The following is a 20,963-nucleotide window of genomic DNA, read 5'->3' as shown; positions in this document are numbered from 1 at the left end:
AAAAGGTTTCGGCGAACTCGCCGAATCACTTGCGCGCGCACCTTGTATACATGAAACAGTCGACGGAGCCGCCCCTACCCAGGAGGACGAAATGCCCCGTCGAACTCCGTCAGCACTGAACCGCTCCAGTCTCCGCACAGCAACCGGCCGCGCGCGCCGGCCGGTTGCTCTGACGGCCACCGCGGCCGGCGTCCTTGGGCTCGCGCTCATCGGCGCAGCATGTTCACCCGTCGAGCCGGCCGGAGACGAACCCGGCGGCCACGCCGCCGCCCCAGGGCAGGACGTCTTGGGTGACGCCGCGGACCCGGCCGCCGTCAAGAAGGGCGGCACCCTGACCGTCGCGCTCTCCGCCGACCCCGACAAGCTCGATCCGACCCTGTCCCGCAGCCTGTACTCGCGCTACGTCTTCCACACCATGTGCGAGAAGCTCTACGACCTCGGCCCGGACGCCAAGATCGTGCCGCAACTCGCGACGGCGCTGCCGGCCGTCTCCCCCGACGGGCTCAGCCTGACCATCCCGCTGCGGGAAGGCGTGAAGTTCGCCGACGGCGGCACGCTCGACTCCGATGCGGTGAAGGTCTCCATCAACCGTGGCCTGACCCTGGCCGGATCCGGGCGCAAGAGCGAGCTCGGCCCGATCACCTCGATCGACACCCCCGACCCGAAGACCCTCGTGATCAAGCTGTCCAAGCCGTTCGCGCCGCTCACTGCCGCTCTCGCCGACCGCGCCGGCATGGTGCTCAGCCCGGCCGCCGTCGAGAAGCTCGGCGCCAACTTCTCCACCGCACCGGTCTGCGTCGGCCCGTTCAAGTTCGCCAACCGCGTCGCGCAGAACTCGATCAAGGTGGTCAAGGATCCCCTGTACTACGACGCGTCCAAGGTGCACCTCGACGCGATCGAGTACCGGATCATCACCGACTCCAGCATCCGGTCGGCCAACCTGCGTTCGGGTGACGCCCAGGTCGCCGACTCGCTGTCGAGCCAGGATGCGCCGACCCTGCAGAAGGACAGCAACCTCACCGTGCTGCAGTCGCAGTCGCTCGGCTACCAAGGCCTGACGGTCAACATCGGCAACGCGGACGGCGTCGGCAACCCGACCAAGCAACTCGGCACCCCGATCGCCAAGGACCCCCAGGTCCGCCAGGCGCTGGAGGCGTCGATCGATCGCGAAGCACTGGTCAAGTCGATCTTCAACGGACTGAACGTGGTCGCCTGCTCGCCGATCTCCCCCAAGAGCGAGTTCAGTTCCGACGCCGCGCAGAAGTGCCCGTCGCACGACCCGGCTAGGGCGAAGGAGCTCCTGTCCCAGGCGGGCGTCAGTACGCCGTACAAGGTCACGATGATCACGTCGAACAATCCGGACAGCCTCCGGCTCGCCCAGGCGCTGCAGGCGATGGTGAAGGAGGGCGGGTTCGAGCTGATCATCAGGCCGGTCGAGTACGCGTCCCTGCTGGACCAGCAGGATCGTGGTGACTTCGAGCTGCTCCAGCTGGGCTGGTCGGGCCGGGTCGACCCGGACGCGAACATCTTCAACTTCGTCGGCTCGAGGGGTAGCCAGAACGTTGCCGGGTACAACAATCCCGAGGTGGACAAGCTGCTCACCGACGCGCGGCAGTCAACCGACAAGGCGCAGCGGGTGCAGCTGTACGGGCAGGTGGTGACCAAGCTGCAGGAGGACGACCCGCTGATCTACCTGTACCGGCAGCGCAACCTGACCGGCGTCACGAAGAAGGTGCTCGGCGTCCGCACCTTCCCCGACGGCGTCATCAGAACCGCCTTCGCCGGCTACGCCCAGTGAAGCATTACCTGCTCGGGCGGCTTTGGCAGTCGCTGGTCACCTTGCTGCTGGCAACGATTGTGGTCTTCCTCGGGGTCCGCGCGCTGCCCGGTGACCCGGCGCTTGCGCTGGCCGGTGAGGACCGCGATCCGGAGTCGCTGCGCGCGATCCGGGAGCAGTACGGGCTCGACGACTCGCTGCTCGTCCAGTTCTGGGAGTTCGTCAGCCATGCGGCGCGCGGCGATCTGGGCCGCTCGATCAGGACGGGAGAGAGCGTGACCTCGATGCTGTCCAGCGCTCTCCCGGTCACGATCGAGCTGTCCGCGCTGGCGATCCTCGTCGCCGCGGTCGTCGGCGTCGGCGCAGGTGTGGTCGCCGCCGTACGCCGGGGGCGCCCCGCCGAGTGGGCCGCCAACGCCCTTGCCCTGCTGGGTTTGTCGGTACCCAACTTCTGGCTCGGGCTGATGGCGATCCTCTACCTCTCGGTCGCCCTCGGCCTGTTCCCGGCATCGGGTTTCGTCCCGTTCTTCACCGACCCGATCGGCAACCTCCACCACCTGGTCCTGCCCGCCCTCATCCTCGGCACCGGCCTGGCTGCGGTGATCATGCGCCAGACCCGGTCCTCGATGCTGGACGCCCTTTCCGCCGACTACATCCGGACCGCCGAAGCGAAGGGACTCCCACCGCGAGCAGTGATCGGGCGCCACGCACTGCGCAACAGCCTGATCGTCGTGATCACGATCGTCGGCCTGCAACTCGGCGCGCTGATCTCCGGTGCCGTGGTGACCGAGCGCATCTTCGCACTGCCCGGCTTCGGCAAGCTCACCGTCGATGCCGTCTTCCAGCGCGACTACCCCGTCATCCAGGCGGTCGTGCTGGTCACCGCGACGGCGTACATCCTGATCAACCTGCTCGTCGATCTCCTGTACTCCGTAATCGATCCGCGCATCCGAGTCCGAGGTGAGGCGTGATGGCCGTCGCCGATGTCACCACGATCGCACCACCCCCGACCGCGTCGCGCCGTCGCAAGGTCGTACGCCGGATGCTCCGCAACCCGCTGGCGATCGCAGGACTCGTAGTACTGGGCATTGCTGTGGCGGCAGCCGCCTTCGCGCCGTGGTTGTCACCGCACGAACCGACGCTGACGCAGCTGGATCGAGCCTTCGCACCACCCGGTACCGCGGGTTATGTCCTCGGCACCGATGATCTCGGCCGGGACGTGTTGTCGCGGATCATGTTCGGCCTGCGTGCCTCCCTGCATGTCGGACTGCTCGCGGTCGCCACGTCACTGGTCGTCGGCGTACCGCTCGGGCTGATGGCCGGCTACTTCCGGGCGCTCGACGCGCTGATCTCGCGGTTCACCGATCTCGTGCTCGCCTTCCCGTTCCTGATCCTCGCGGTCGGGCTGGCCGCGATCCGCGGCGCGAGCCTCGGCAACGCGGCGATCGCGATCGGGATCGCGCAAATCCCCGGCGTGATCAGGATCGTCCGCTCGGAGACGCTGCGGCTGAAGTCGCTCGACTTCGTGGCGGCCGCGATCGTCGACGGCGCGGGTGATCTGGGGGTGCTGGGCCGGCACATCCTGCCCAATGCCGCGTCCGTCATCATCGTCCAGGCCACGGTCGCGATCCCGGCCGCGATCCTCGGTGAGGCCGTGCTGTCCTTCCTCGGGCTCGGCATCCAGCCGCCGGCGCCGAGTCTCGGCACGATGTTGTCGGATGCCCAGCAGTTCGCGGCGCGGGCGCCGTGGGCCGCGGTGATGCCCGGCGTGGCGATCATGCTGCTCACGCTGGCTTTCAACATCGTCGGCGACAGCCTGCGCGACGCGCTCGACCCGAAAGCGAGCCGCCGATGACCGGTCGCAGCTCGATCCGAAGGGGATGCCGCCGATGACCGGGTCAGCAGTCGAAGGGCGGCCGACGACCAGCAGCGCCGTCCTCGAGGTGAAGGACCTGTCGGTGACCTTCCGCACCGAGGACGGGCCGCTGTCGGCGGTCGATCGGGTCAACCTGCAGGTGAGCGACGGCGAAGTACTGGCCATCGTCGGCGAGTCCGGCTGCGGCAAGAGCGTGACGGCGATGAGCCTGGCCGGGCTGCTCCCCCGCACCGCGACCGTCGAAGGCTCCGTCCGGCTCGACGGCGTGGAACTCATCGGCGCCGACAAGCGAACCCTTCGCTCGATCCGCGGTCGCGAGGTGGCCTACATCTTCCAGGAGCCGATGACGTCGCTGAACCCGGTCTTCACGGTCGGCTACCAGATCAGCGAAGTACTGCGCGTGCACAGCGGACTGTCCAAACAAGCGGCCCGGAAGCGAGCGGTCGAGCTGCTCAAACTGGTCGGCATCCCGTCAGCCGAGCGCCGGGTCGGCGACTATCCGCATCAGCTCTCCGGTGGGATGCGCCAGCGCGTGATGATCGCGATGGCCGTCGCCTGTGACCCGAAGGTGCTCATCGCGGACGAGCCGACGACCGCGCTCGACGTGACGATCCAGGCGGGCATCCTCGACGTACTGCGGGCGCTGCGTGAACGACTCGGCACCAGCGTCGTACTCATCACCCACGATCTCGGCGTAGTCGCGGATCTCGCCGACCGAGTTGCCGTCATGTACGCCGGACGCGTGGTCGAGACGGCCGAAGTCCACGAACTCTTCGCCCGGCCTCAACACCCTTACACCGCAGGACTCCTGGGCGCATCACCGGCAGCCGGCCGCCACGCGGGCACCCATCGCCTCAACGAGATCCCCGGACTCGTTCCCGTCCTGGCCGAGCAACCCGACGCGTGCACCTTCGCCGACCGCTGCCCACGAGCCATCGACACCTGTACTACGAAACAACCCGCGCTGACCGCCGGCGTGGCCTGCTGGAACCCGGAGGGCAGATGACCGAGTACGCGCTCGAACTCGAGAACCTCGTCATGCACTTCGGGCCGGTCCGGGCCGTCGACGGCGTCTCGCTGCGGATTCCGAAGGGCTCTGTCGTCGCGCTGGTCGGCGAAAGCGGTTCGGGGAAGTCGACGGTCGGTCGCTGCATTGTGCGGTTGCTCGAGCCGACCGAGGGCACAGTCCGGCTCGCCGATGCCGACATCACCCACCTCAGCCGTCGACGGCTCCGCCCACATCGACGGGACGTGTCGATCGTCTTCCAGGACCCCGCGGGCTCCCTGGACCCGCGGCTGTCGGTCGGCGACATCGTCGGGGAACCACTGCGGCTGATGCGGCAGCGTGGAGCCCTGCCTTCCGAATTGCGGAACATCCCCTCCGCAGTGGCCGACGCGCTGCGCCGAGTCGGCCTTCGCCCGGAGGTCGCCCAGCGATCACCGCATGAGTTGTCGGGTGGCCAGCGGCAGCGCGTGAGTATCGCCCGGGCATTGATCTCGTCGCCGCGACTGCTGGTGGCCGACGAACCCACCAGCGCGCTCGACGTGTCCGTGCAGGCATCGGTACTCAACCTGCTGGCCGACCTGCAACGCGATCTCGGCTTCGCGTGTCTGTTCATCACCCATGACCTGTCGGCCGTCGAGTACCTGGCTGACGAGGTGGCGGTGATGTACCTGGGTCAGCTGGTCGAACAAGGCCCGCGCAAGCGCATCTTCGGCGTACCGGCTCACCCCTACACGCAGGCGCTGCTGTCGGCGGCTCCAGTGCCGGATCCGTCGACCCAGCGCGTACGGCGGCCCGTACTGCTCGGTGACGACCTGCCGTCGGCCATCGACCCGCCACCTGGTTGCCGGTTCCACACCCGCTGTCCAGTGGCGATCGACAAATGCCGGACGGTCGTGCCGGAGTCCCGGGTGATCGGGCAAGGTGGACACCAGGTCGCCTGCCACCTGGTCAACGACGACGGCACCGGACCCGACGTACGCCTCCCAGCGGACACAACGGCAGGCACGACTGCAGGCACACCGGCAGACGCAACGGCTGAGACGTCAACAGACACAGCAGACGAGGCAAGAGGAGTTGCTCGATGACCTTCACCACCCGGCCCACGCTGCGCGGCACGTTCGGGATGGTCTCGTCCACGCACTGGCTGGCCTCCCAGTCGGCCATGCGGCTCCTGGAGCTCGGCGGCAACGCCTTCGACGCCGCAGCCGCCGCCGGGTTCGTGCTGCACGTGGTCGAGCCGCACCTGAACGGTCCGGGCGGTGAGGTGCCGGCCATCATCGCTACTGCCGCTGACCCGACACCACGGGTGCTGTGCGGACAGGGGGCGGCTCCGGCGGGCGCCACGATCTCCCACTTCCAGGAGCTGGGACTGCAGCTCATCCCGGGCTCCGGGCCGCTGGCGGCCGCAGTACCGGGTGCTGTCGACGCCTGGTTGCTGCTGCTGCGGGACCACGGCAGTCTGCCGCTGCGGGCTGTGCTGGAGCCGGCCATCGGGTATGCGCGGCATGGGCATCCGGTGATCGCGCGGGTGGGCGAGACGGTGGAGATGGTGCGGGAGTTGTTCACCGGTCACTGGCCGACGTCGGCTGACCTGTGGCTGCAGGGCGGGGAGGCTCCGCGGGCCAACCAGTTGTTCCGCAATACGGCGTACGCGGAGACGCTTGAGCGGTTGCTGGCCAGTGCCGAGGAGGCCGGCTCGGATCGGGTGGCACAGGTCGAGCGGGCTCGGCGTACCTGGCGGGAGGGGTTTGTCGCGGAGGCGATCGACCGGTTCTCCCGCTTGCCGCATCGCGACTCGAGTGGCGAGGACCATGCCGGGTTGATCACCGGCGACGACATCGCGTCGTACGAGGCGAGCTGGGAAGCGCCCGCGACGTTCGACTGGCACGGGTACACCGTCGCCAAGACCGGCCCGTGGGGTCAGGGGCCTGCGCTGCTGCAGTCGCTGGCCGTGCTGGCCGAGTTGGGTGATCCAGCGTCGCTGGACCTGACGAGCGCTGAGGCGGTCCACACGACAACTGAGATCACCAAGCTGTCATACGCGGATCGCGAGGCCTGGTACGGCGACGGCGTCGACGTACCGCTCAAGACGCTACTCTCGCCGGGGTACTCCGCTGAGCGGGCTGCGCTGATCGGCCCGGACGCGTCGTACGAGCTGCGACCCGGCAGCCCGGACGGCCGGACGCCGCAGTTGCAGTCGATCGTGTCGGGGGTCGTGGGTGACGCGAGCACGGGTGAGCCGACTGTGTCGTCCAACGGCGTCACGCGCGGCGACACCTGTCATATCGACGTGATCGACCAGTGGGGCAACGTCATCTCGGCGACTCCGAGCGGCGGATGGCTGCAGTCCTCACCGACCATCCCTGAGCTCGGCTTCTGTCTGGGCAGCCGGTTGCAGATGTTCTGGCTGGAGGAGGGCCTGGCGTCGTCTCTTGCCCCAGGGCTGCGGCCGCGGACCACACTCACACCGACCCTCGTACTACGTGACGGTGCGCCGGTACTCGCCTGCGGGTCGCCCGGTGGGGATCAGCAAGACCAGTGGCAGCTGCTGTTCCTGCTACGGCACCTGGCCGGCGGGCAGGAGCTGCAGGAGGCAATCGATGCGCCTGCATGGCACACGACCGCCTTCCCGTCGTCGTTCTACCCGCGGGCCGCAGTACCGGGCAACGTGACGATCGAGAGCCGCCTAGGCCCGGTTGTGCGGGACACACTGATCAGCAAGGGCCACCAGGTCGTCGAGACCGACCCGTGGAGCCTCGGACGCCTCTGCGCGGTCTCCCGCACCCCGGACGGCATCCTCGCCGCTGCGGCGAACCCCCGAGGAATGCAGGGCTACGCCACCGGCCGCTAGCGCGGGGTAAGCGCGCTGGGTGCTAGCTGGCCGGCGTGCGGAGTGCTGGCGCGGCGAGAGGGGGCCGGGCGCGGGGGCAAGCGCCAGCGGCGCGCAGCGGGCTAGCCGGCCGGCGTGCGTAGTGCTGCCGCTGCAGCGGCTTCCACGTGTTCTCGGGCTGCTGTTGTGGCTTCTGCACGGTCGCCGGCCGCTATGGCGTCAACCAAGCGGATGTGCTCTTTCCACGAGTGCGGAGCGCGCTGGGCGGCGCCGAGGCGGAAGACCCAGTGGACGTGGTGATACATCGCGGCCGACAGCGACGCCAGCCAGCGGTTGCCGCTCATCTCGATGACCGCGAGGTGGAGCGCACTGTTGAGCTCGGCAACGAGATCGAAGTTCTCCGCCTCGGTCGCAGCTCGCGCGTCGTCCAGCAATTGCCGCAGTCGGGCGACATCCTCCTCGGTCGCCCGCTCCGCCGCCAGCCCGGCCGCGAGCGTCTCCAGCTGCTCCCGTACTGCGAACAGGTCCCGGATCGCGGTCTCGTCCAGCGTCGCCACCACCGCACCCCGGCGGGGCAGAATCTGCACGAAGCCCTCGGCCTCGACCACCCGCAGCGCCTCCCGGACCGGATTGCGCGACACGCCGAAGTCGTCGGCCAGCCGGTTCTCGGTCAGCCGTTCACCCTGCGCGTACTCACCGTCGACGATCCGCCGACGCAACTCGGCCAGCACCTGATCCCTGAGCGCGAGGTGGTCGCCACCGATCGTCCGCGCTCCCCCGTACTGCTGGTCCACCCGAGCTCCCCTCCTGTGCCATGGTTCCGCAGCACCCTACCGGTCCGGTCGACCAGGAACGCGCAACCGGGAGGACCGGAAACCCGCTTGTCCGCGCCGAACCGGTTCGGTTACCTTGCGGCCTTGACTACTACGATCACTGCCCTGTCGGATCCCGACTACCGGCCGTTCAGCCGGCGGCTCGCGTGGCTCGCGTCCGACGCCGACGGCAACCCGGTCGGCTCGGCTTACCTGACGTTGTTCACCAGGCCGAGCCAGGCCCACTTGTCCGAGCTCGAACTCGCGGTCCATCCCGCCGAGCGCCGCAAAGGCATCGGGTCGCAACTTGTTGCGGTCGCAGCCGATGCGGCCCGGGTGGCCGAGGCGCGGATCGTGCTCGCGGATGCTCGTGTCGGCTCGCCTGCCGATCACTTCCTGGCGCAGTGCGGTTTCACCGTCGGGCTCAGGCTGATCTTCACCAGGTTGCCGCTCGCCGACGTCGACACCGCAGTACTGGCTGCTGTCGCGGAGGCCGAGCATTCCGGCTACCGGCTCGTGTCCTGGCAGGGGGTGGTGCCGGACGAGCTCGGCCAGACGTTCACCGAGGCCCGATCCGCGATGGACGACGCGCCGGTCGGCGAGATCGACTACGGGCCCGACGTGTGGGATCTCGACCGGACGAAGGCCGCCGCGCTGCGGATCGAGCGGCGCGGCGAGCACCTCTCGACGGTCGCCGTGGTCGAGGAGGCCAGTGGACGCATCGTCGGATTCACCGAACTCGTCGTACCGGCTGACGGCCGCGGCGACGCGCAGAACTACAGCACGGCGGTGCTGAAGAACCACCGCGGCCACGGCCTGGCCCGCTGGCTGAAGGCGGAGTCGATCCGCCAGGCCCGCGACCGCTTCCCGAACCTCGGCGGCCTGCTCACCGACATGGTCGACACCAACGCCGCCATGCGCCGCGTCAATGCCGACCTCGGCTACCGCACCACTCACGAGGTCCACCGCTACAAGCTCACGCTCTCAGAGCAGACCGGCCAGGCGGTACAGGACCAGTGAGCCGGCCACCGCGACGTTGAGGCTCGCCCCGCTGCCGACCATCGGGATCTCCACCACGACGTCGAGCTGGTCGAGCGCCTCCGGCGGGATGCCGGTGCGCTCATGGCCCAGTACTGCGATCGTCCGGTTGCGAGCCGCCGGGAGATCGCCCAGCCGCACCGATTCCTCGGCCAGCTCGACCCCGACGACCGTCGTACCGGATTGTTTCTGGTCGATCAGCCAGCGCACCGGGTCGTGCCCGGTCCAGTGCACACAAGTCCTTGTTTTCAAGGTGTTTCCCAGTCCCAACGCCTCCGGCACCCACGGAAGCTTCGGTACGGCGAGACACGCACCGACCGCATCGCAGGTGCGCAGCAGCGTGCCGAGATTCACCCCGTGCTTGGGCCAGAGAGGCGCAATGAGCAAGTGATCCCAGCAAGAATGCGATCGCCGTCGCCTTTGCCGCTTCAGCTCCTTCGGGCTCCGCACCCGAACCTGCGCCCCACTCACACCCGAACGGGAGCAACCCTCCCGCACCACAAGCCAACCGTCATAGAAGAGATGCTTAGCGGCGCACCCAGGCCATCGACGGGATCAGAAACCATCCACAGTGTAGACCAGCTTGAAGGCCATCAGCTGCCGAGGACTCTTTGGACCGCGGCGGTGGTGATGGGGTGGTAGTTGGGGCGGGCCGCGGTGAAGACGTCGGTGGCGAAGGTGTGGCCGGATTCCGTGGCGGCCAGGGCTTTGTAGACGGGAAGGACAAGTTTCATCCGGCCTACCCGGGTGAGGAAGTTGGCCAGTTCCTCGTACGCCGGGGTGTAGTTGCTGGCGGCCACGATCGCGTACCAGCGCCGGGCGATCTCGCCGTTCGCGGTGCCGGTGAGGTCGAACTCCCGGTCCAGTTGCTGCAACTGCGCAGCGGTCAGTACGTCGGGGGCGGCGTCCAGGAAGCGGAGCCACTCCTGCGTCGTCCAGTGCTTGGCGCCGGCCGGTACCTCGCCGGTGGCCAGCCAGCGCTCGCGGAGCTCGTCGACGATCTCGAACCGGGCGGAGACCGCCCTCTCCGCGAAGGCCGGGATCCCCGGTTCGTCCAGCCAGGCCGCGAGTTCGGCCGGCCTGACCAGGCCGGGGTGCTTGTCCAGCAACTGCTCCTGCAGGTGCCCGACGAAGTCGTCGGTGTTGATGCTCCGGAACGCGAACCGGTCGAAGTACCCGCGCAGGAACGGATCGAAGATCTCCCGCGTGAACCGCTCCTCCAGCCAGGCCAGGAACCAAGCGCCCTTGAGCGGTCCGAGCCCGGTCGTGCCGTGATACTGCGACCGGTGGTTGAGCCCCGGCAGCTCGACCGCCTGCTGAGCAGCGGGAAGCGGATCCAGCTTCACCACCGTCGCGTGCTGCTTGATCGCGGTCTCCATCACGGCCAGCTCGTGACCGTAGACGGCCTCGACGATCCGGTTCTCGACGTACGACGTGAAGCCCTCGTTCAGCCAGATGTCGTCCCAGCTGTCCTGCGTGACCAGGTTGCCCGACCAGCTGTGCGCCAGCTCGTGCGCCACCACGCTGACCAGCGACTTGTCGCCGATCACCACGGTCGGGGTGGCGAACGTCATCCGCGGGTTCTCCATCCCGCCGTACGGGAAGGACGGCGGGAGCACCAGGATGTCGTAGCGGCCCCACCGGTACGGCCCGAAGAGCGCCTCGGTGACCCGCATCATCTCCTCGGTGTCGCAGAACTCGGTCGCTGCCCGCTTGGCCATCTCCGGCTCGGCCCAGACGCCCGCGCGGTCACCGATCGGCTCGAACACCAGGTCACCAGCGGCGATCGCCAGCAGGTACGACGGGATCGGCTCGGGCATCACCACGTCGTAGGAGCCGCTGCGGTGCGACGTCGTACCGTTGTCGGCGCTCATCAGCACCATCAGCTCGGGTGGTGCCGTCACGTGGGCGGCGTAGCCGAAACGGACGCTCGGAGTGTCCTGCACGGGCACCCAGCTCCGGGCGTGGATCGCCTGGGACTGGCTGAACATGAACGGCATCATGCCGCCGGCGGTCATCGACGGCTCGAGCCACTGCAGCCCGGTGGCAGTCGGGGCGGTCCGGTAGCTCACCCGCACCCGCTCGTGCTGCTTGGTGCGGATGGTCAGCGCGGAGCCCAGCTCCGCGTCGGGCACCGCGAGGCTGTACTCCAGCGGCTCCCACTCCCCGCCCGCACCGCCGGCGCCCTCCACGGCCAAGATGGTGAGATCTCGCGTATCGAGGACCAGCCGGTCACCAGGGCCACTCCAGGCCAGCGTGTGCGTGGCCGTGCCGGACAGCACCTTGGCGCTGAAGTCCAGGGCGAGGTCGAGCGCGAGGTGGGTGGTGCGCACCAACGCCGGCTCGGCGTAGGAGTGGCGGTCGTGGGTCACAAGGGCTCCCGAAGGCAGAATGTCGTTCGCAGGACACTACCCACGCAAAGGCCCGATGACGCGGCCGATCAGGGCCACGGGCAGCACCGTGCCAAAACTATTTCCGGCGGCCAGGCGCCGCTTGCCGGACCAGCAGACGGGGAGCATGGATGGCGCAGAGGCGACCGGAGCTCGTCCTCCAGCGGAAGCCGTTCGGTTCGTGGCTGCTCGGCCCGGCGGGCCAGAGCCCGCGGCAGCTGCGGATCCGCACCCAGCTGCTGCTGACCACATTCTCGCTCGGGACGAACATCGTCGGGGCGTCGGTCGTCTTCGTCCTGATGGTCTTCGTGCTGCCCGGGCCGCCCGCGAACCACGAGCTCCAGTTGGTCCGGGCGATCGCCTTCCCCGGCTATTTCCTGCTGGCCCTGCTGGTCGGTGCGATCTGGAGCACCCGGTACGCCGTCCGGGTCACCTCGTGGGTCCTCGAAGAGCGGCCGGCCACCCGCCAGGAGCAGATCGCGACCCTGCGGCTGCCGTTGCGGCTGACCATGATCGAGGTGTTCCTCTGGCTGCTGGCGACGGTGCTGTTCAGCGTGCTGGCCCTGATCTTCCAGCCCGACAACATCCTCCGCATCCTGGTCACGACCTTCGACGGCGGCATCGTGACCTGCGCAGCGTCGTACCTGCTGACCGAGTTCGCGCTCCGGCCGGTCGCCGCGAGGGCGCTGGCCGACCAGGCGCCACCCAAACGGTTGCTGGCCGCCGGTCTGAGCACGCGAACGGTGATCTTCTGGGCGGTCGGTTCCGGGGTTCCGGTCGCGGGTTTGATGCTGACGGCCGTGCTGGCCCTGATCGAGAAGGACGTCTCGGCCACCCGTCTCTCGGTGATCATCCTTGCCCTCGGCACCGTTGTGCTGGTGTTCGGCTGGCTGCTGACCGTCCTGACGGCCCGATCGGTCGTCGCGCCGGTCCGCTCGGTGCGCAACGCGCTCACGGTGATCGGTGACGGCGAACTGAACGTGACCATCCCGGTCTTCGACGGCACCGAGCTGGGCTCACTGCAGGCGGGCTTCAACCGGATGGCCGCCGGGCTGCGCGAGCGGGAGCGGATCCGCGACCTGTTCGGCCGGTACGTCGGTCCTGAGGTGGTGCGGGAAGCCTTGGCCGGCGACTCGCTCGGCGGCGAGGAGCGGTTCGTCGCCGTACTGTTCGTCGACCTGGTCGGGTCCACCGAACTCGCGGCTGTCCGGCCGCCGGCCGAAGTGGTCCAGCTGCTCAACAAGTTCTTCGAGATCGTCGTCGACGAAGTCGATCGCCAGGGTGGCTTTGTGAACAAGTTCGCCGGCGACGCCGTACTGGCCGTCTTCGGTGCGCCGGCCGAGCTGCCGGATCCGGCCGGGAGCGCTCTTCAGACCGGTCGCGCGCTGGCCCGGCGGCTGACCGAGGAGTTGCCTGAGGCAACGGCTGGGATCGGCGTCACCGCCGGTACGGTCGTCGCGGGCACCGTCGGCGACCTGCGCCGGCACGAGTACACGGTCATCGGCGACCCGGTGAACGAGGCCGCCCGGCTGACCGAACTGGCCAAATCCGTCCCCGGCCGGCTGCTTGCCTCGATGGCCGCGGTCGACGAGTCAGCGCCCGCTGAGGCGGCGTACTGGAAGGCGGGCGAGGAGGTCACCGTCCGCGGCCGCAATCGCCCTACTCAGCTGGCGATTCCCTGCTAGTCAGGTACTCGTGCAGCATCGCGGCACTGTGCAGCATCATGCGAGTACGCCCGTCATGAGCCGCGCGCCGCTCCGCCAGGGCGGCCCGCAACGCCTCCGTGCTGCCCGCCTTCCGCAACCCGTCCAGCACCGGCCGGATCTGCTCGAACCCGTACCGCCCACGCCGCAACATCGCGATGATCCGCGCATCCCGCACCTGCACAGGCCCATACCGCCGGTACTTCGTCCCCGCCTCCCGCACCGGCATGAGCAACCTCGCCGACTCCCAAACCCGCAGAGTAGACGTCCGTACGCCGAGGTGCGCAGCCAGTTCGCCGACCAGCAGCTCCGGCCCATTGATAACCGGCGGCCCGTCGAGGAACTCCTCGGCCGCGGTACCGAGCGCTTCGCTCGCCGCGTCCGTGGCGAGCCGCTGCTCGTGCAACGCGGCATGACTCGCGTCGATCAGCCGGAACGCCAGCGCCTGATCGTCGGCATGGACCGCGGCCATGATCGCGGTCGCGGTCTCCCGGCCGAACCCGGGCGCCAGCGCACGGTACGTGAGCAACGCGCGCAGATGCACGTCGTCGTACTGCCGATAGCCCGACTCGGTCCGCGGTACTGCGGGCAGGATGCCGACATCCTCGTAGTTGCGGACCAGTTGCGTCGAGATGCCGGCTCGCCTGGCCAGGTCGACCGGTCGCAGTCCCATTGCCTTGGGTCCGCGGCTCAGCGGCCGCCGGCCACGTCGACCATCGAGCCGGTCATGTAGGACGCTCGGTCGGAGGCGAGGAAGGCGATCAGCTCGGCGACCTCTTCCGCCTTGCCCGGTCGGCCCAGCGGCGGCGTACCACCGATCCGGTCGAGCCGTCCCTCCTCGTGGATCTCGGTCTCGATCAGCCCGGGCCGCACGCCGAGCACCCGAATGCCCTCCTTGGCGACCTCGTTGGCCAGGCCGATCGTCATCGTGTCGACAGCAGCCTTGCTGGCCGCGTAGTCGACGTACTCGCCGGCCGAGCCCAGCACGGCGCCCCGCGAGGAGACGTTGACGATCACTCCCCCCTTGCCGCCGGCAACCGTCGACATCCGGCGTACGGCGGCGGCCGCGACCAGGAACGCGCCGATCGTGTTGATCCGGAACACCCGCTCCAGCCGCGCCAGGTCGTAGTCGGCGACCCGGCCGCTCGGCGAGATGACGCCCGCGTTGTTGACCACGGCACCGATCGGACCGAGCTCGGCCGTCACCGCGTCGAAGAGCCGCTCGATCTGCTCGGCCTCGGCAACGTCGGCCTGGACCGCGAAGGCCCGCCGGCCGAGCTTCTCGCACGCGGCGACCACCTGGTCCGCCTCGTCCGAGCGAGTGCGATAGCTGACTCCGACATCCCAGCCGTCCGCCGCCAGCGCGACGGCCGCCGCCGCGCCGATCCCACGACTTCCACCGGTGACCAAGGCGGTTCCCCGCCGACCCTCATGCTTCGTCATGACCCCAGCTTTTCACGCCGTGGCAGGTGGCCTGGACAGCTGGAGCTGCACCTCGTTGTCGCCGAAGCCCAGCGCCCGGTAGATCCGGATCGCGTGGTAACCGGGATCGGCCACCATCACCAGCGTGTGCGCCCCGAGCTCGTCGAACCCGTACCGCGAGGCACGGTGCACGAGCGTGCTCGCGATGCCACGGCCCCGGTCGTCCGGATGCGTCTGCACGCTCTGGAACCGCGCCACGCCCGAGCCGTCCGACGCGAGACCGAGCGACGCCTGCAGCCGGTCCCCGTCGAAGGCGCCGAACCACCGCGCGTGGCCGGCGTCGCACAGCGCCCGATCCGCCGCGACACGTCGCCGATTGAACTCGCGATACCCGTCGTCGACCTCCATCGTCGCCGACGTCAGCGTCAGCTCGACCAACTGCTCCCAGTCGCCGTCACCGCTCAGGAACCGGTACTGCGACGTGTCGTTCGGGCGGGCCGGTTCGCGGACCTCGGTCGCGGTCATCACCGTGCTGCGCTCGATCTCGAACCCGGCCGCCTTGAGCTCCTCGTCGCTGCCGACCACACCGTCCGTGCTGTCGACCCCCAGCGAGCGATGGGCCGCGTCAGGGAACTCGTGCTCGAAGGTCTCCTCGCGCGCCACCGCGTCCCCCGGCGCGAACGGCGTACGGAAGAGCAGGTAGTTGCCCCACCAGAAGGTCGGGTTGCCCGGAGTCCTGACGACGACGTACTCGCCCTTGTCGGTCAGCACACTGCCGCTCATCTCGAGCAACATCAGGTCCGTCCGGAAACCAAGGCTGGTGATCGCGATATCCACCTCACCATCCTCGCCGGGACGTCAAGACGATTTGTGCTGGGCCGCGTTGGCGATGTTGCGTTGCATGCCGCCGAAGACGATGCCGTGGAACGGTTTGATCGCCCACCAGTACAGATGTCCGGGCAATCCGTGTGGATGGAAGAGCGCTCGCTGCCGGAACACGGTGCGCTGCTGGTCGTCGGTGTCGACGACCAGTTCCAGCCACGCCAGCCCTGGTAGCCGCATCTCGGCGCGCAGCCGGAGCAGCTTCAGGTCCTCGACCTCTTCCACCCGCCACCAATCGAGCGGGTCACCGACGGACAGGTCGTTCGGGTTGCGCCGCCCTCTTCGCAGTCCGGGGCCACCGACGACACGGTCCAGCACTCCGCGAGCCCACCAGCCCAGGCGCCAGGAGTACCAGCCGTTGGCTCCGCCGATGCCTTCGATCACCGACCAGAGCCGCTCCGGCGTCGTGGAGACCGCGCTCTCCCGCTCGTCGACGTACAGCGAACCGCCCGACCAGTCCGGATCTCCGGGCAGCGGGTCGCTGGGCGCGCCTGGCATGGCGGCCGAGGCCCAGCTGGTGCTGACGTCGAGATCCCGGACGCGCTTGAGGGCGAGCTCGACCGCCTCGTCGAAACCGATCAGGCCCGGCGCCGGATCAGCGACGTACTGCGCGATGTCGTGTTCCTTGCAGACCACTTCGTGGATGAGGCTGTCCACCAGCGGGCGGGCGATGCTGCTCGGTACCGGTGTCACCAGACCGACCCAGTGACTCGACAGCGACGGGGTCAGCAGCGGAAGGGTGATGATGCGTCGACTGGTGAGGTGAGCGACGGCGGCGTACCGCTGCATCATGTCGCGGTAGGTCAGGACGTCCGGTCCGCCGATGTCGAAGCCGCGGTTGACCGAGTCGGGCATCGCCGCACTGCCGACCAGATAGTGCAGGACGTCGCGAACCGCGATCGGCTGGATCCGGGTGGTCAGCCAGCGCGGAGTGATCATCACCGGTAGCCGGTCGGTCAGGTAGCGGAGCATCTCGAAGGACGCCGAGCCGGATCCGAGAATGACCGCGGCCCGGAGCACCGTCGTCGGCACACCCGAGGCGAGCAGGATCTCGCCGACCTCGCGCCGCGAGTCGAGGTGTCGGGAGAGTTCTTCGCCCTGCGGATAGAGCCCCCCGAGATAGACGATGCGGCCGACCCCGGCGTCGCGGGCCGCCGCGCCGAAGGTCAGGGCGGTGTGACGATCGCGCGACTCGAAACGCTTGCCGGTGCCGAGGGCATGGATCAGGTAGTAGGCGACGTCCACCCCTTCGAGCGCCGCGTCGACCTGATGGCGATCGCCGGCATCCGCCTCGACCACCTCGACCTGGTCGTACCAGTCGCGGTCCTGCAGACGGCGTGGGTTGCGGGCCATCGCCCGCACCCGGTACCCCGCCTTGAGCAGCTCGGGGACGAGTCGCCCACCGATATAGCCGGTGACACCAGTGACCAGAACCAGCTTCGACGTATCCATGGGAGCCGTCAGGTGCCCCTTCCGCGCGCGCTCATGCCCTTCCGGTTGACATGCAGCCTTCAGGCTGCCTATTTTGATTAGGCAGCCGATTGGCTGCATGAATGGAGTGGTGATGGACGACGAGGTGTTCCGGGCGCTGGCGGATCCGAGCCGCCGGCAGTTGCTGGACAGCCTGAACGAGCGGAACGGGCAGACCCTGAGTGAGCTGTGCGCCGGGCTCGACATGGCCCGGCAGTCGGTCAGCAAGCATCTGGCCGTGCTCGAGAGCGCGAACCTCGTCACCACCCTTCGGCGCGGCCGGGAGAAGTTGCACCACCTGAACGCCGAGCCGATCAACGCCATCGCGGACCGCTGGATCAACCAGTACGACCGTCGGCGCGTGCAACTGTTCGCCGATCTCAAGACAGCATTGGAGCAGGAACCCGTGAGCGACAACGACTTCGTCTACACGACCTACATCAAGACCACGCCCGAGCGGCTCTGGCGTGCACTCACCGACCCGGCCTTCACCCAGCAGTACTGGGGTGTACAACACCGGACCGACTGGAAGGTCGGCTCCCCGATCGATTGGGTGATGGGTGACGTCACGATGTCCGGACCCGGTCAGGAGGTCCTCGAGTACGACCCCTACCGCCGGCTCGCGTTCACCTGGCACCACATCACGCCGGAGTTCGCCCAAGCGGTCGAGATGCCCGACGACCAACGCGACAAGGCCGCCGCCGAACCACTCTCCCGAGCCAGCTTCGATCTCGAACCAGACGGCGACCAGGTGAAACTCACCGTCATCCACACCGGCTTCGACCCCGGCAGCGTCATCCGCGCCATGATCGACGAAGGCTGGACCAAACTCATCTCAGACCTAAAATCCTTCACCGAATCCCCCACCTTCGACCAGACCGCGGCCAGCGCCAACTAGCTGTGGGCGGCGGCAGCCGCATCCGACACCAACTGGCTAGGGGCGACGGCAGGCCGCGGCTGGCACCAACTAGTGCCTCGTCTAGCAAGGTTGGGGAGGTAGTCAGGTCGGCTGTGTCTGCTGGAGGTCAGGTCCTGCGGCTGGGTGGAGGGCAGCAGTTGGCCCTGAACTGGTTCGGGGAGGATTTTCGCCGGACTTGGGGAGGATCGTGCTACCGGTGTGGGGAGAAGATCCTCCCCGAATCGGTGGGAGCGGGCAGTCGACGGTTCGGGGAGGGGTCGGCCTGGCCGGGTCCGGCCTCTGCCGGCTTTGTGCACGGGCTGAGCGTTCGGAGCAGGGTGGAACGCTCAGGTCACGCACAAGGGTCGCCGGCAGGCTCGCCCCCGGGGGGTGGGCAGCGGAGCTTCAGCCCGTCAATCTGGATTGCTCGCGAGACTCGCCACGCTCAGCGGTGGGTCGTCCAGGGCGGCATTGATGTGGTGGGGATCCGTGGGTTCCGGGGCCCAGTCGGTTCACGGCGGCGTCGCCGGTTGACCGGCTCGCTGCTCGCGGGCCGGCAGCGCGCCTGGCACGGTCGGCGGCCCCGGCTCCGGATCCAGCTGCTGTCGTACCCACCCGCAAGACCTGTCGTCCAGCCGCCCTCAGCACACGACTACCTTCCCAACGTTGCTAGACCCAGCACTAGCTACGGACGGCGGTGGATTAGGAGGGGGAGTACTGCGGCGGCGCCTGATTCCCTGAGTTTGGCGGTGGCTACGGTGATTGGCCATTGGGAGGATGATGCGTCGACCACCAGGAGGACCGAGCGGCCGGTGATCGTCTGTGCTGTCGGGGCATCGACCGAGACGCCGTCGCGCCAGACCTTCGCCTCTTCCGCAGAGGAGAGGTCATCGCTGAAGGCAGTGCCGTCTACGGTCAGCTCGGCTCGTTCCAGGCGGCCGGTCTCGGCCAGGTGGTTGGCGACCTCGGTGACAAGCTGGCGATGGCCGGCCGCCGGCAGGGTCACCACGACCTCCGGGCGCCGGGACCACGCGTCCCGCCACCGGGAGAGCGCAGCAACGCACCCCGCCTTCAACGCCTCCAGGGCGGCAGGCTCCGGAGTGGAGCTGAAGACCGACCGGATGACCTCACGCCACTCCGGCGCATCCGCGTACACGATGCTCCGGCCCGGCTCGGCCGCCAGCGCCGGTGGGATCCGGCCCTTCGCACCGAACGCACCGCCGGGCCACATCTTGCGTGGCTCCAGGACGTGCGTCTCTCCGCGCAGCAACCGGGTGATCGCCTGCACCGTGTCCGGATCAGGCTTGGCGGTCAACGGGTCGGGCAGCAAGCCCAGACAGACCGAACACCGCCCACACCGCTCGGCGGACGGATCGTCCAGCGACTCCTGGAGTAGTTGCATGAGGCAACGTTCACCGCGGGTGTAGGCGCGCATGATGTCGGCCTCGCGGCGGCGTACCGAGACGATGCCGTCGTAGTGGGCCGCGTCGAAGGTCCAGTCGGCGGGCGTCCGGACCCAGCCGCGCTCGACCCGCTCGACCGCGCCGTCGACCGCCAACTGCTTCAGCATCAACTCGACGCGTCCCCGGCGCAGGCCCGTCTCAGCTTCCAGCGACGGCACGGTCGCCGGTTGGTCGGGCCCATAGGCCTCCAACCCGCGCAGCAACCTGTTCACCTGCTCGGGAATCGGAATGGTCGCCGTCGCGAAGTAGTCCCACACACCGGCATCCGCATCCGACGGCAGCAACGCCACCACGGCATGGTCGATGCCACGCCCGGCACGCCCGACCTGCTGGTAGTACGAGACCGGCGACGGCGGCGACCCGACGTGCACGACGAACCCGAGGTCAGGCTTGTCGTACCCCATCCCCAGAGCTGAGGTGGCCACCAACGCCTTCAACTCGTTGCCCCGCAAGGCATCCTCGAGGCGCTCCCGCTCCCCCGCCTCCAGACCGCCCGTATAGGCGGCGACCGGGACAGCCGCTCCATGCACCTCCTGGATCGCAGCGGCCAGCCGTTGCGCATCGGAGACCGTCAACGTGTAGACGATCCCCGAACCCGGCAGCTTCGGCAGATGGTCGACAACCCAGGCGAACCGGTCCAACGGCGACAACGCATCGACCACGGCCAGTTGCAGACTCGATCGCGCCAGCGGGCCTCGCAGTACGAGCGTCGACTCGCCCAACTGATGCGCGACGTCATCGGTCACTCGCGCGTTGGCAGTCGCGGTCGTCGCGAGCACCGGCGTCTGCGGGTTCAGCTTCTGCAGTACGTCGGACACGCGCCGGTAGTCCGGCCGGAAGTCGTGACCCCAGTCGGAGACGGCATGTGCCTCGTCGATCACCAGCAGACCGATCTGCCCGGCCAACCCGTCCAGCACCCGCCGCCCGAAGCCAGGATTGGCCAACCGCTCCGGCGACACCAGCAGTACGTCGATCGCCCCCGACCGCAGATCACCCTCGATGCCGGACCAGTCGTCCACGTTCGACGAGTTCAGCGTCGCCGCGCGCAACCCGGCCCGGCCGGCCGCGGCCACCTGGTCGCGCATCAGCGACAGCAACGGTGAGACCACCAGCGTCGGCCCTGCCCCCTCGGACCGGCGGATCGCCGTCGCCGCCCAGTAGACGGCGGACTTGCCCCAGCCGGTCGCCTGGACGACCAGCACCCGGGCATTCGGCTCGCACAGCGCGGCGACCGCGGTCTCCTGGTCGTCCCGCAGCCGCGCGCCGTCACCGGCGATCGCGCGGATCACTCCCGCGGCGGTCGTCGCCCGATCATCCGACAGCTTGATGTCACCCATGCCGACGACCTTAGACGTCGCCACTCCCAGCCTGCTCGGCCGCACGCGGTCGCTGTGGA

The 20,963-nt window shown here is 68.8% G+C and carries 17 protein-coding genes; 9 read left to right on the top strand and 8 right to left on the bottom strand.

Annotated features, from left to right (window positions below; genetic code table 11):
• The first annotated feature begins 91 nt into the window (after positions 1–91).
• From ACQPYM_RS20290 to ACQPYM_RS20265, 6 genes are read left to right on the top strand one after another with little or no spacing between them, the layout of a single operon-like run.
• A complete protein-coding gene (locus ACQPYM_RS20290) occupies positions 92–1,798 on the top strand; it encodes an ABC transporter substrate-binding protein (RefSeq protein WP_433022953.1) in 1,707 nt (568 codons plus the stop codon).
• Positions 1,795–2,748, top strand: coding sequence for an ABC transporter permease (locus ACQPYM_RS20285; protein ID WP_433022951.1), 954 nt, complete (start codon positions 1,795–1,797; stop codon positions 2,746–2,748). The genes ACQPYM_RS20290 and ACQPYM_RS20285 overlap by 4 nt, the downstream gene beginning before the upstream one ends.
• Positions 2,748–3,632 (top strand): ABC transporter permease, encoded by an 885-nt coding sequence (locus tag ACQPYM_RS20280; RefSeq protein ID WP_433022949.1) that lies wholly within the window; start codon positions 2,748–2,750, stop codon positions 3,630–3,632. The genes ACQPYM_RS20285 and ACQPYM_RS20280 overlap by 1 nt, the downstream gene beginning before the upstream one ends.
• 34 nt (positions 3,633–3,666) lie before the next feature.
• Positions 3,667–4,659, top strand: a complete 993-nt coding sequence (locus tag ACQPYM_RS20275; RefSeq protein WP_433022947.1) for an ABC transporter ATP-binding protein — start codon at positions 3,667–3,669, stop codon at positions 4,657–4,659.
• Positions 4,656–5,744, top strand: coding sequence for an ABC transporter ATP-binding protein (locus ACQPYM_RS20270; protein WP_433022945.1), 1,089 nt, complete (start codon positions 4,656–4,658; stop codon positions 5,742–5,744). The genes ACQPYM_RS20275 and ACQPYM_RS20270 overlap by 4 nt, the downstream gene beginning before the upstream one ends.
• Positions 5,741–7,510 carry a gamma-glutamyltransferase family protein gene (locus tag ACQPYM_RS20265; protein WP_433022942.1) on the top strand — a complete coding sequence of 590 codons (1,770 nt, stop codon included), beginning with the start codon at positions 5,741–5,743 and terminating at the stop codon, positions 7,508–7,510. Before ACQPYM_RS20270 ends, ACQPYM_RS20265 begins: the two co-directional genes overlap by 4 nt.
• Positions 7,511–7,611: 101 nt before the next feature.
• Here ACQPYM_RS20265 and ACQPYM_RS20260 read toward each other — a convergent pair whose 3' ends face one another.
• On the bottom strand, positions 7,612–8,283 hold the full coding sequence (locus ACQPYM_RS20260) for a GntR family transcriptional regulator (RefSeq protein WP_433022939.1): 672 nt from the start codon (positions 8,281–8,283) through the stop codon (positions 7,612–7,614).
• Between the two features lie 123 nt (positions 8,284–8,406).
• On the opposite strand from ACQPYM_RS20260, the gene ACQPYM_RS20255 reads away from it, so the two are divergent.
• Positions 8,407–9,321 (top strand): GNAT family N-acetyltransferase, encoded by a 915-nt coding sequence (locus tag ACQPYM_RS20255; protein ID WP_433022936.1) that lies wholly within the window; start codon positions 8,407–8,409, stop codon positions 9,319–9,321.
• Here ACQPYM_RS20255 and ACQPYM_RS20250 read toward each other — a convergent pair.
• Complete coding sequence (locus ACQPYM_RS20250) at positions 9,286–9,726, bottom strand: TrmH family RNA methyltransferase (RefSeq protein ID WP_433022934.1); 441 nt, start codon at positions 9,724–9,726, stop codon at positions 9,286–9,288. The two genes, ACQPYM_RS20255 and ACQPYM_RS20250, sit on opposite strands and share 36 nt — an antisense overlap.
• Before the next feature lie 206 nt (positions 9,727–9,932).
• Positions 9,933–11,711 carry a M1 family metallopeptidase gene (locus ACQPYM_RS20245; RefSeq protein ID WP_433022932.1) on the bottom strand — a complete coding sequence of 593 codons (1,779 nt, stop codon included), beginning with the start codon at positions 11,709–11,711 and terminating at the stop codon, positions 9,933–9,935.
• Between the two features lie 149 nt (positions 11,712–11,860).
• On the opposite strand from ACQPYM_RS20245, the gene ACQPYM_RS20240 reads away from it, so the two are divergent.
• Positions 11,861–13,414 carry an adenylate/guanylate cyclase domain-containing protein gene (locus tag ACQPYM_RS20240; RefSeq protein ID WP_433022930.1) on the top strand — a complete coding sequence of 518 codons (1,554 nt, stop codon included), beginning with the start codon at positions 11,861–11,863 and terminating at the stop codon, positions 13,412–13,414.
• Here ACQPYM_RS20240 and ACQPYM_RS20235 read toward each other — a convergent pair.
• Genes ACQPYM_RS20235 through ACQPYM_RS20220 form a run of 4 tightly spaced genes read right to left on the bottom strand, consistent with a single transcriptional unit; the run spans position 13,389 to position 17,188 of the window.
• On the bottom strand, positions 13,389–14,105 hold the full coding sequence (locus ACQPYM_RS20235; protein ID WP_433022927.1) for a MerR family transcriptional regulator: 717 nt from the start codon (positions 14,103–14,105) through the stop codon (positions 13,389–13,391). The two genes, ACQPYM_RS20240 and ACQPYM_RS20235, sit on opposite strands and share 26 nt — an antisense overlap.
• Before the next feature lie 17 nt (positions 14,106–14,122).
• A complete protein-coding gene (locus ACQPYM_RS20230; RefSeq protein WP_433022925.1) occupies positions 14,123–14,875 on the bottom strand; it encodes an SDR family oxidoreductase in 753 nt (250 codons plus the stop codon).
• 12 nt (positions 14,876–14,887) lie between these two features.
• On the bottom strand, positions 14,888–15,691 hold the full coding sequence (locus ACQPYM_RS20225) for a GNAT family N-acetyltransferase (protein ID WP_433022922.1): 804 nt from the start codon (positions 15,689–15,691) through the stop codon (positions 14,888–14,890).
• Positions 15,692–15,712: 21 nt separating this feature from the next.
• On the bottom strand, positions 15,713–17,188 hold the full coding sequence (locus tag ACQPYM_RS20220) for an SDR family oxidoreductase (protein ID WP_433022919.1): 1,476 nt from the start codon (positions 17,186–17,188) through the stop codon (positions 15,713–15,715).
• 112 nt (positions 17,189–17,300) lie between these two features.
• On the opposite strand from ACQPYM_RS20220, the gene ACQPYM_RS20215 reads away from it, so the two are divergent.
• Positions 17,301–18,104: an ArsR/SmtB family transcription factor gene (locus tag ACQPYM_RS20215; RefSeq protein WP_433022917.1), complete on the top strand. Its 804-nt coding sequence runs from the start codon at positions 17,301–17,303 to the stop codon at positions 18,102–18,104.
• A 685-nt stretch (positions 18,105–18,789) separates the two neighbouring features.
• Here the strand turns inward: ACQPYM_RS20215 and ACQPYM_RS20210 are convergent.
• Entirely contained in the window at positions 18,790–20,904 is a 2,115-nt protein-coding gene (locus tag ACQPYM_RS20210; RefSeq protein ID WP_433022915.1) for a RecQ family ATP-dependent DNA helicase, read from the bottom strand.
• Between the last annotated feature and the right edge of the window lie 59 nt (positions 20,905–20,963).

It is taken from the genome of Kribbella sp. CA-294648 (assembly GCF_050943845.1).
Lineage (GTDB): Bacteria > Actinomycetota > Actinomycetes > Propionibacteriales > Kribbellaceae > Kribbella.
Note: the sequence above shows the minus strand (reverse complement) of the source record. Positions and strands in the feature narration are given on the sequence as shown.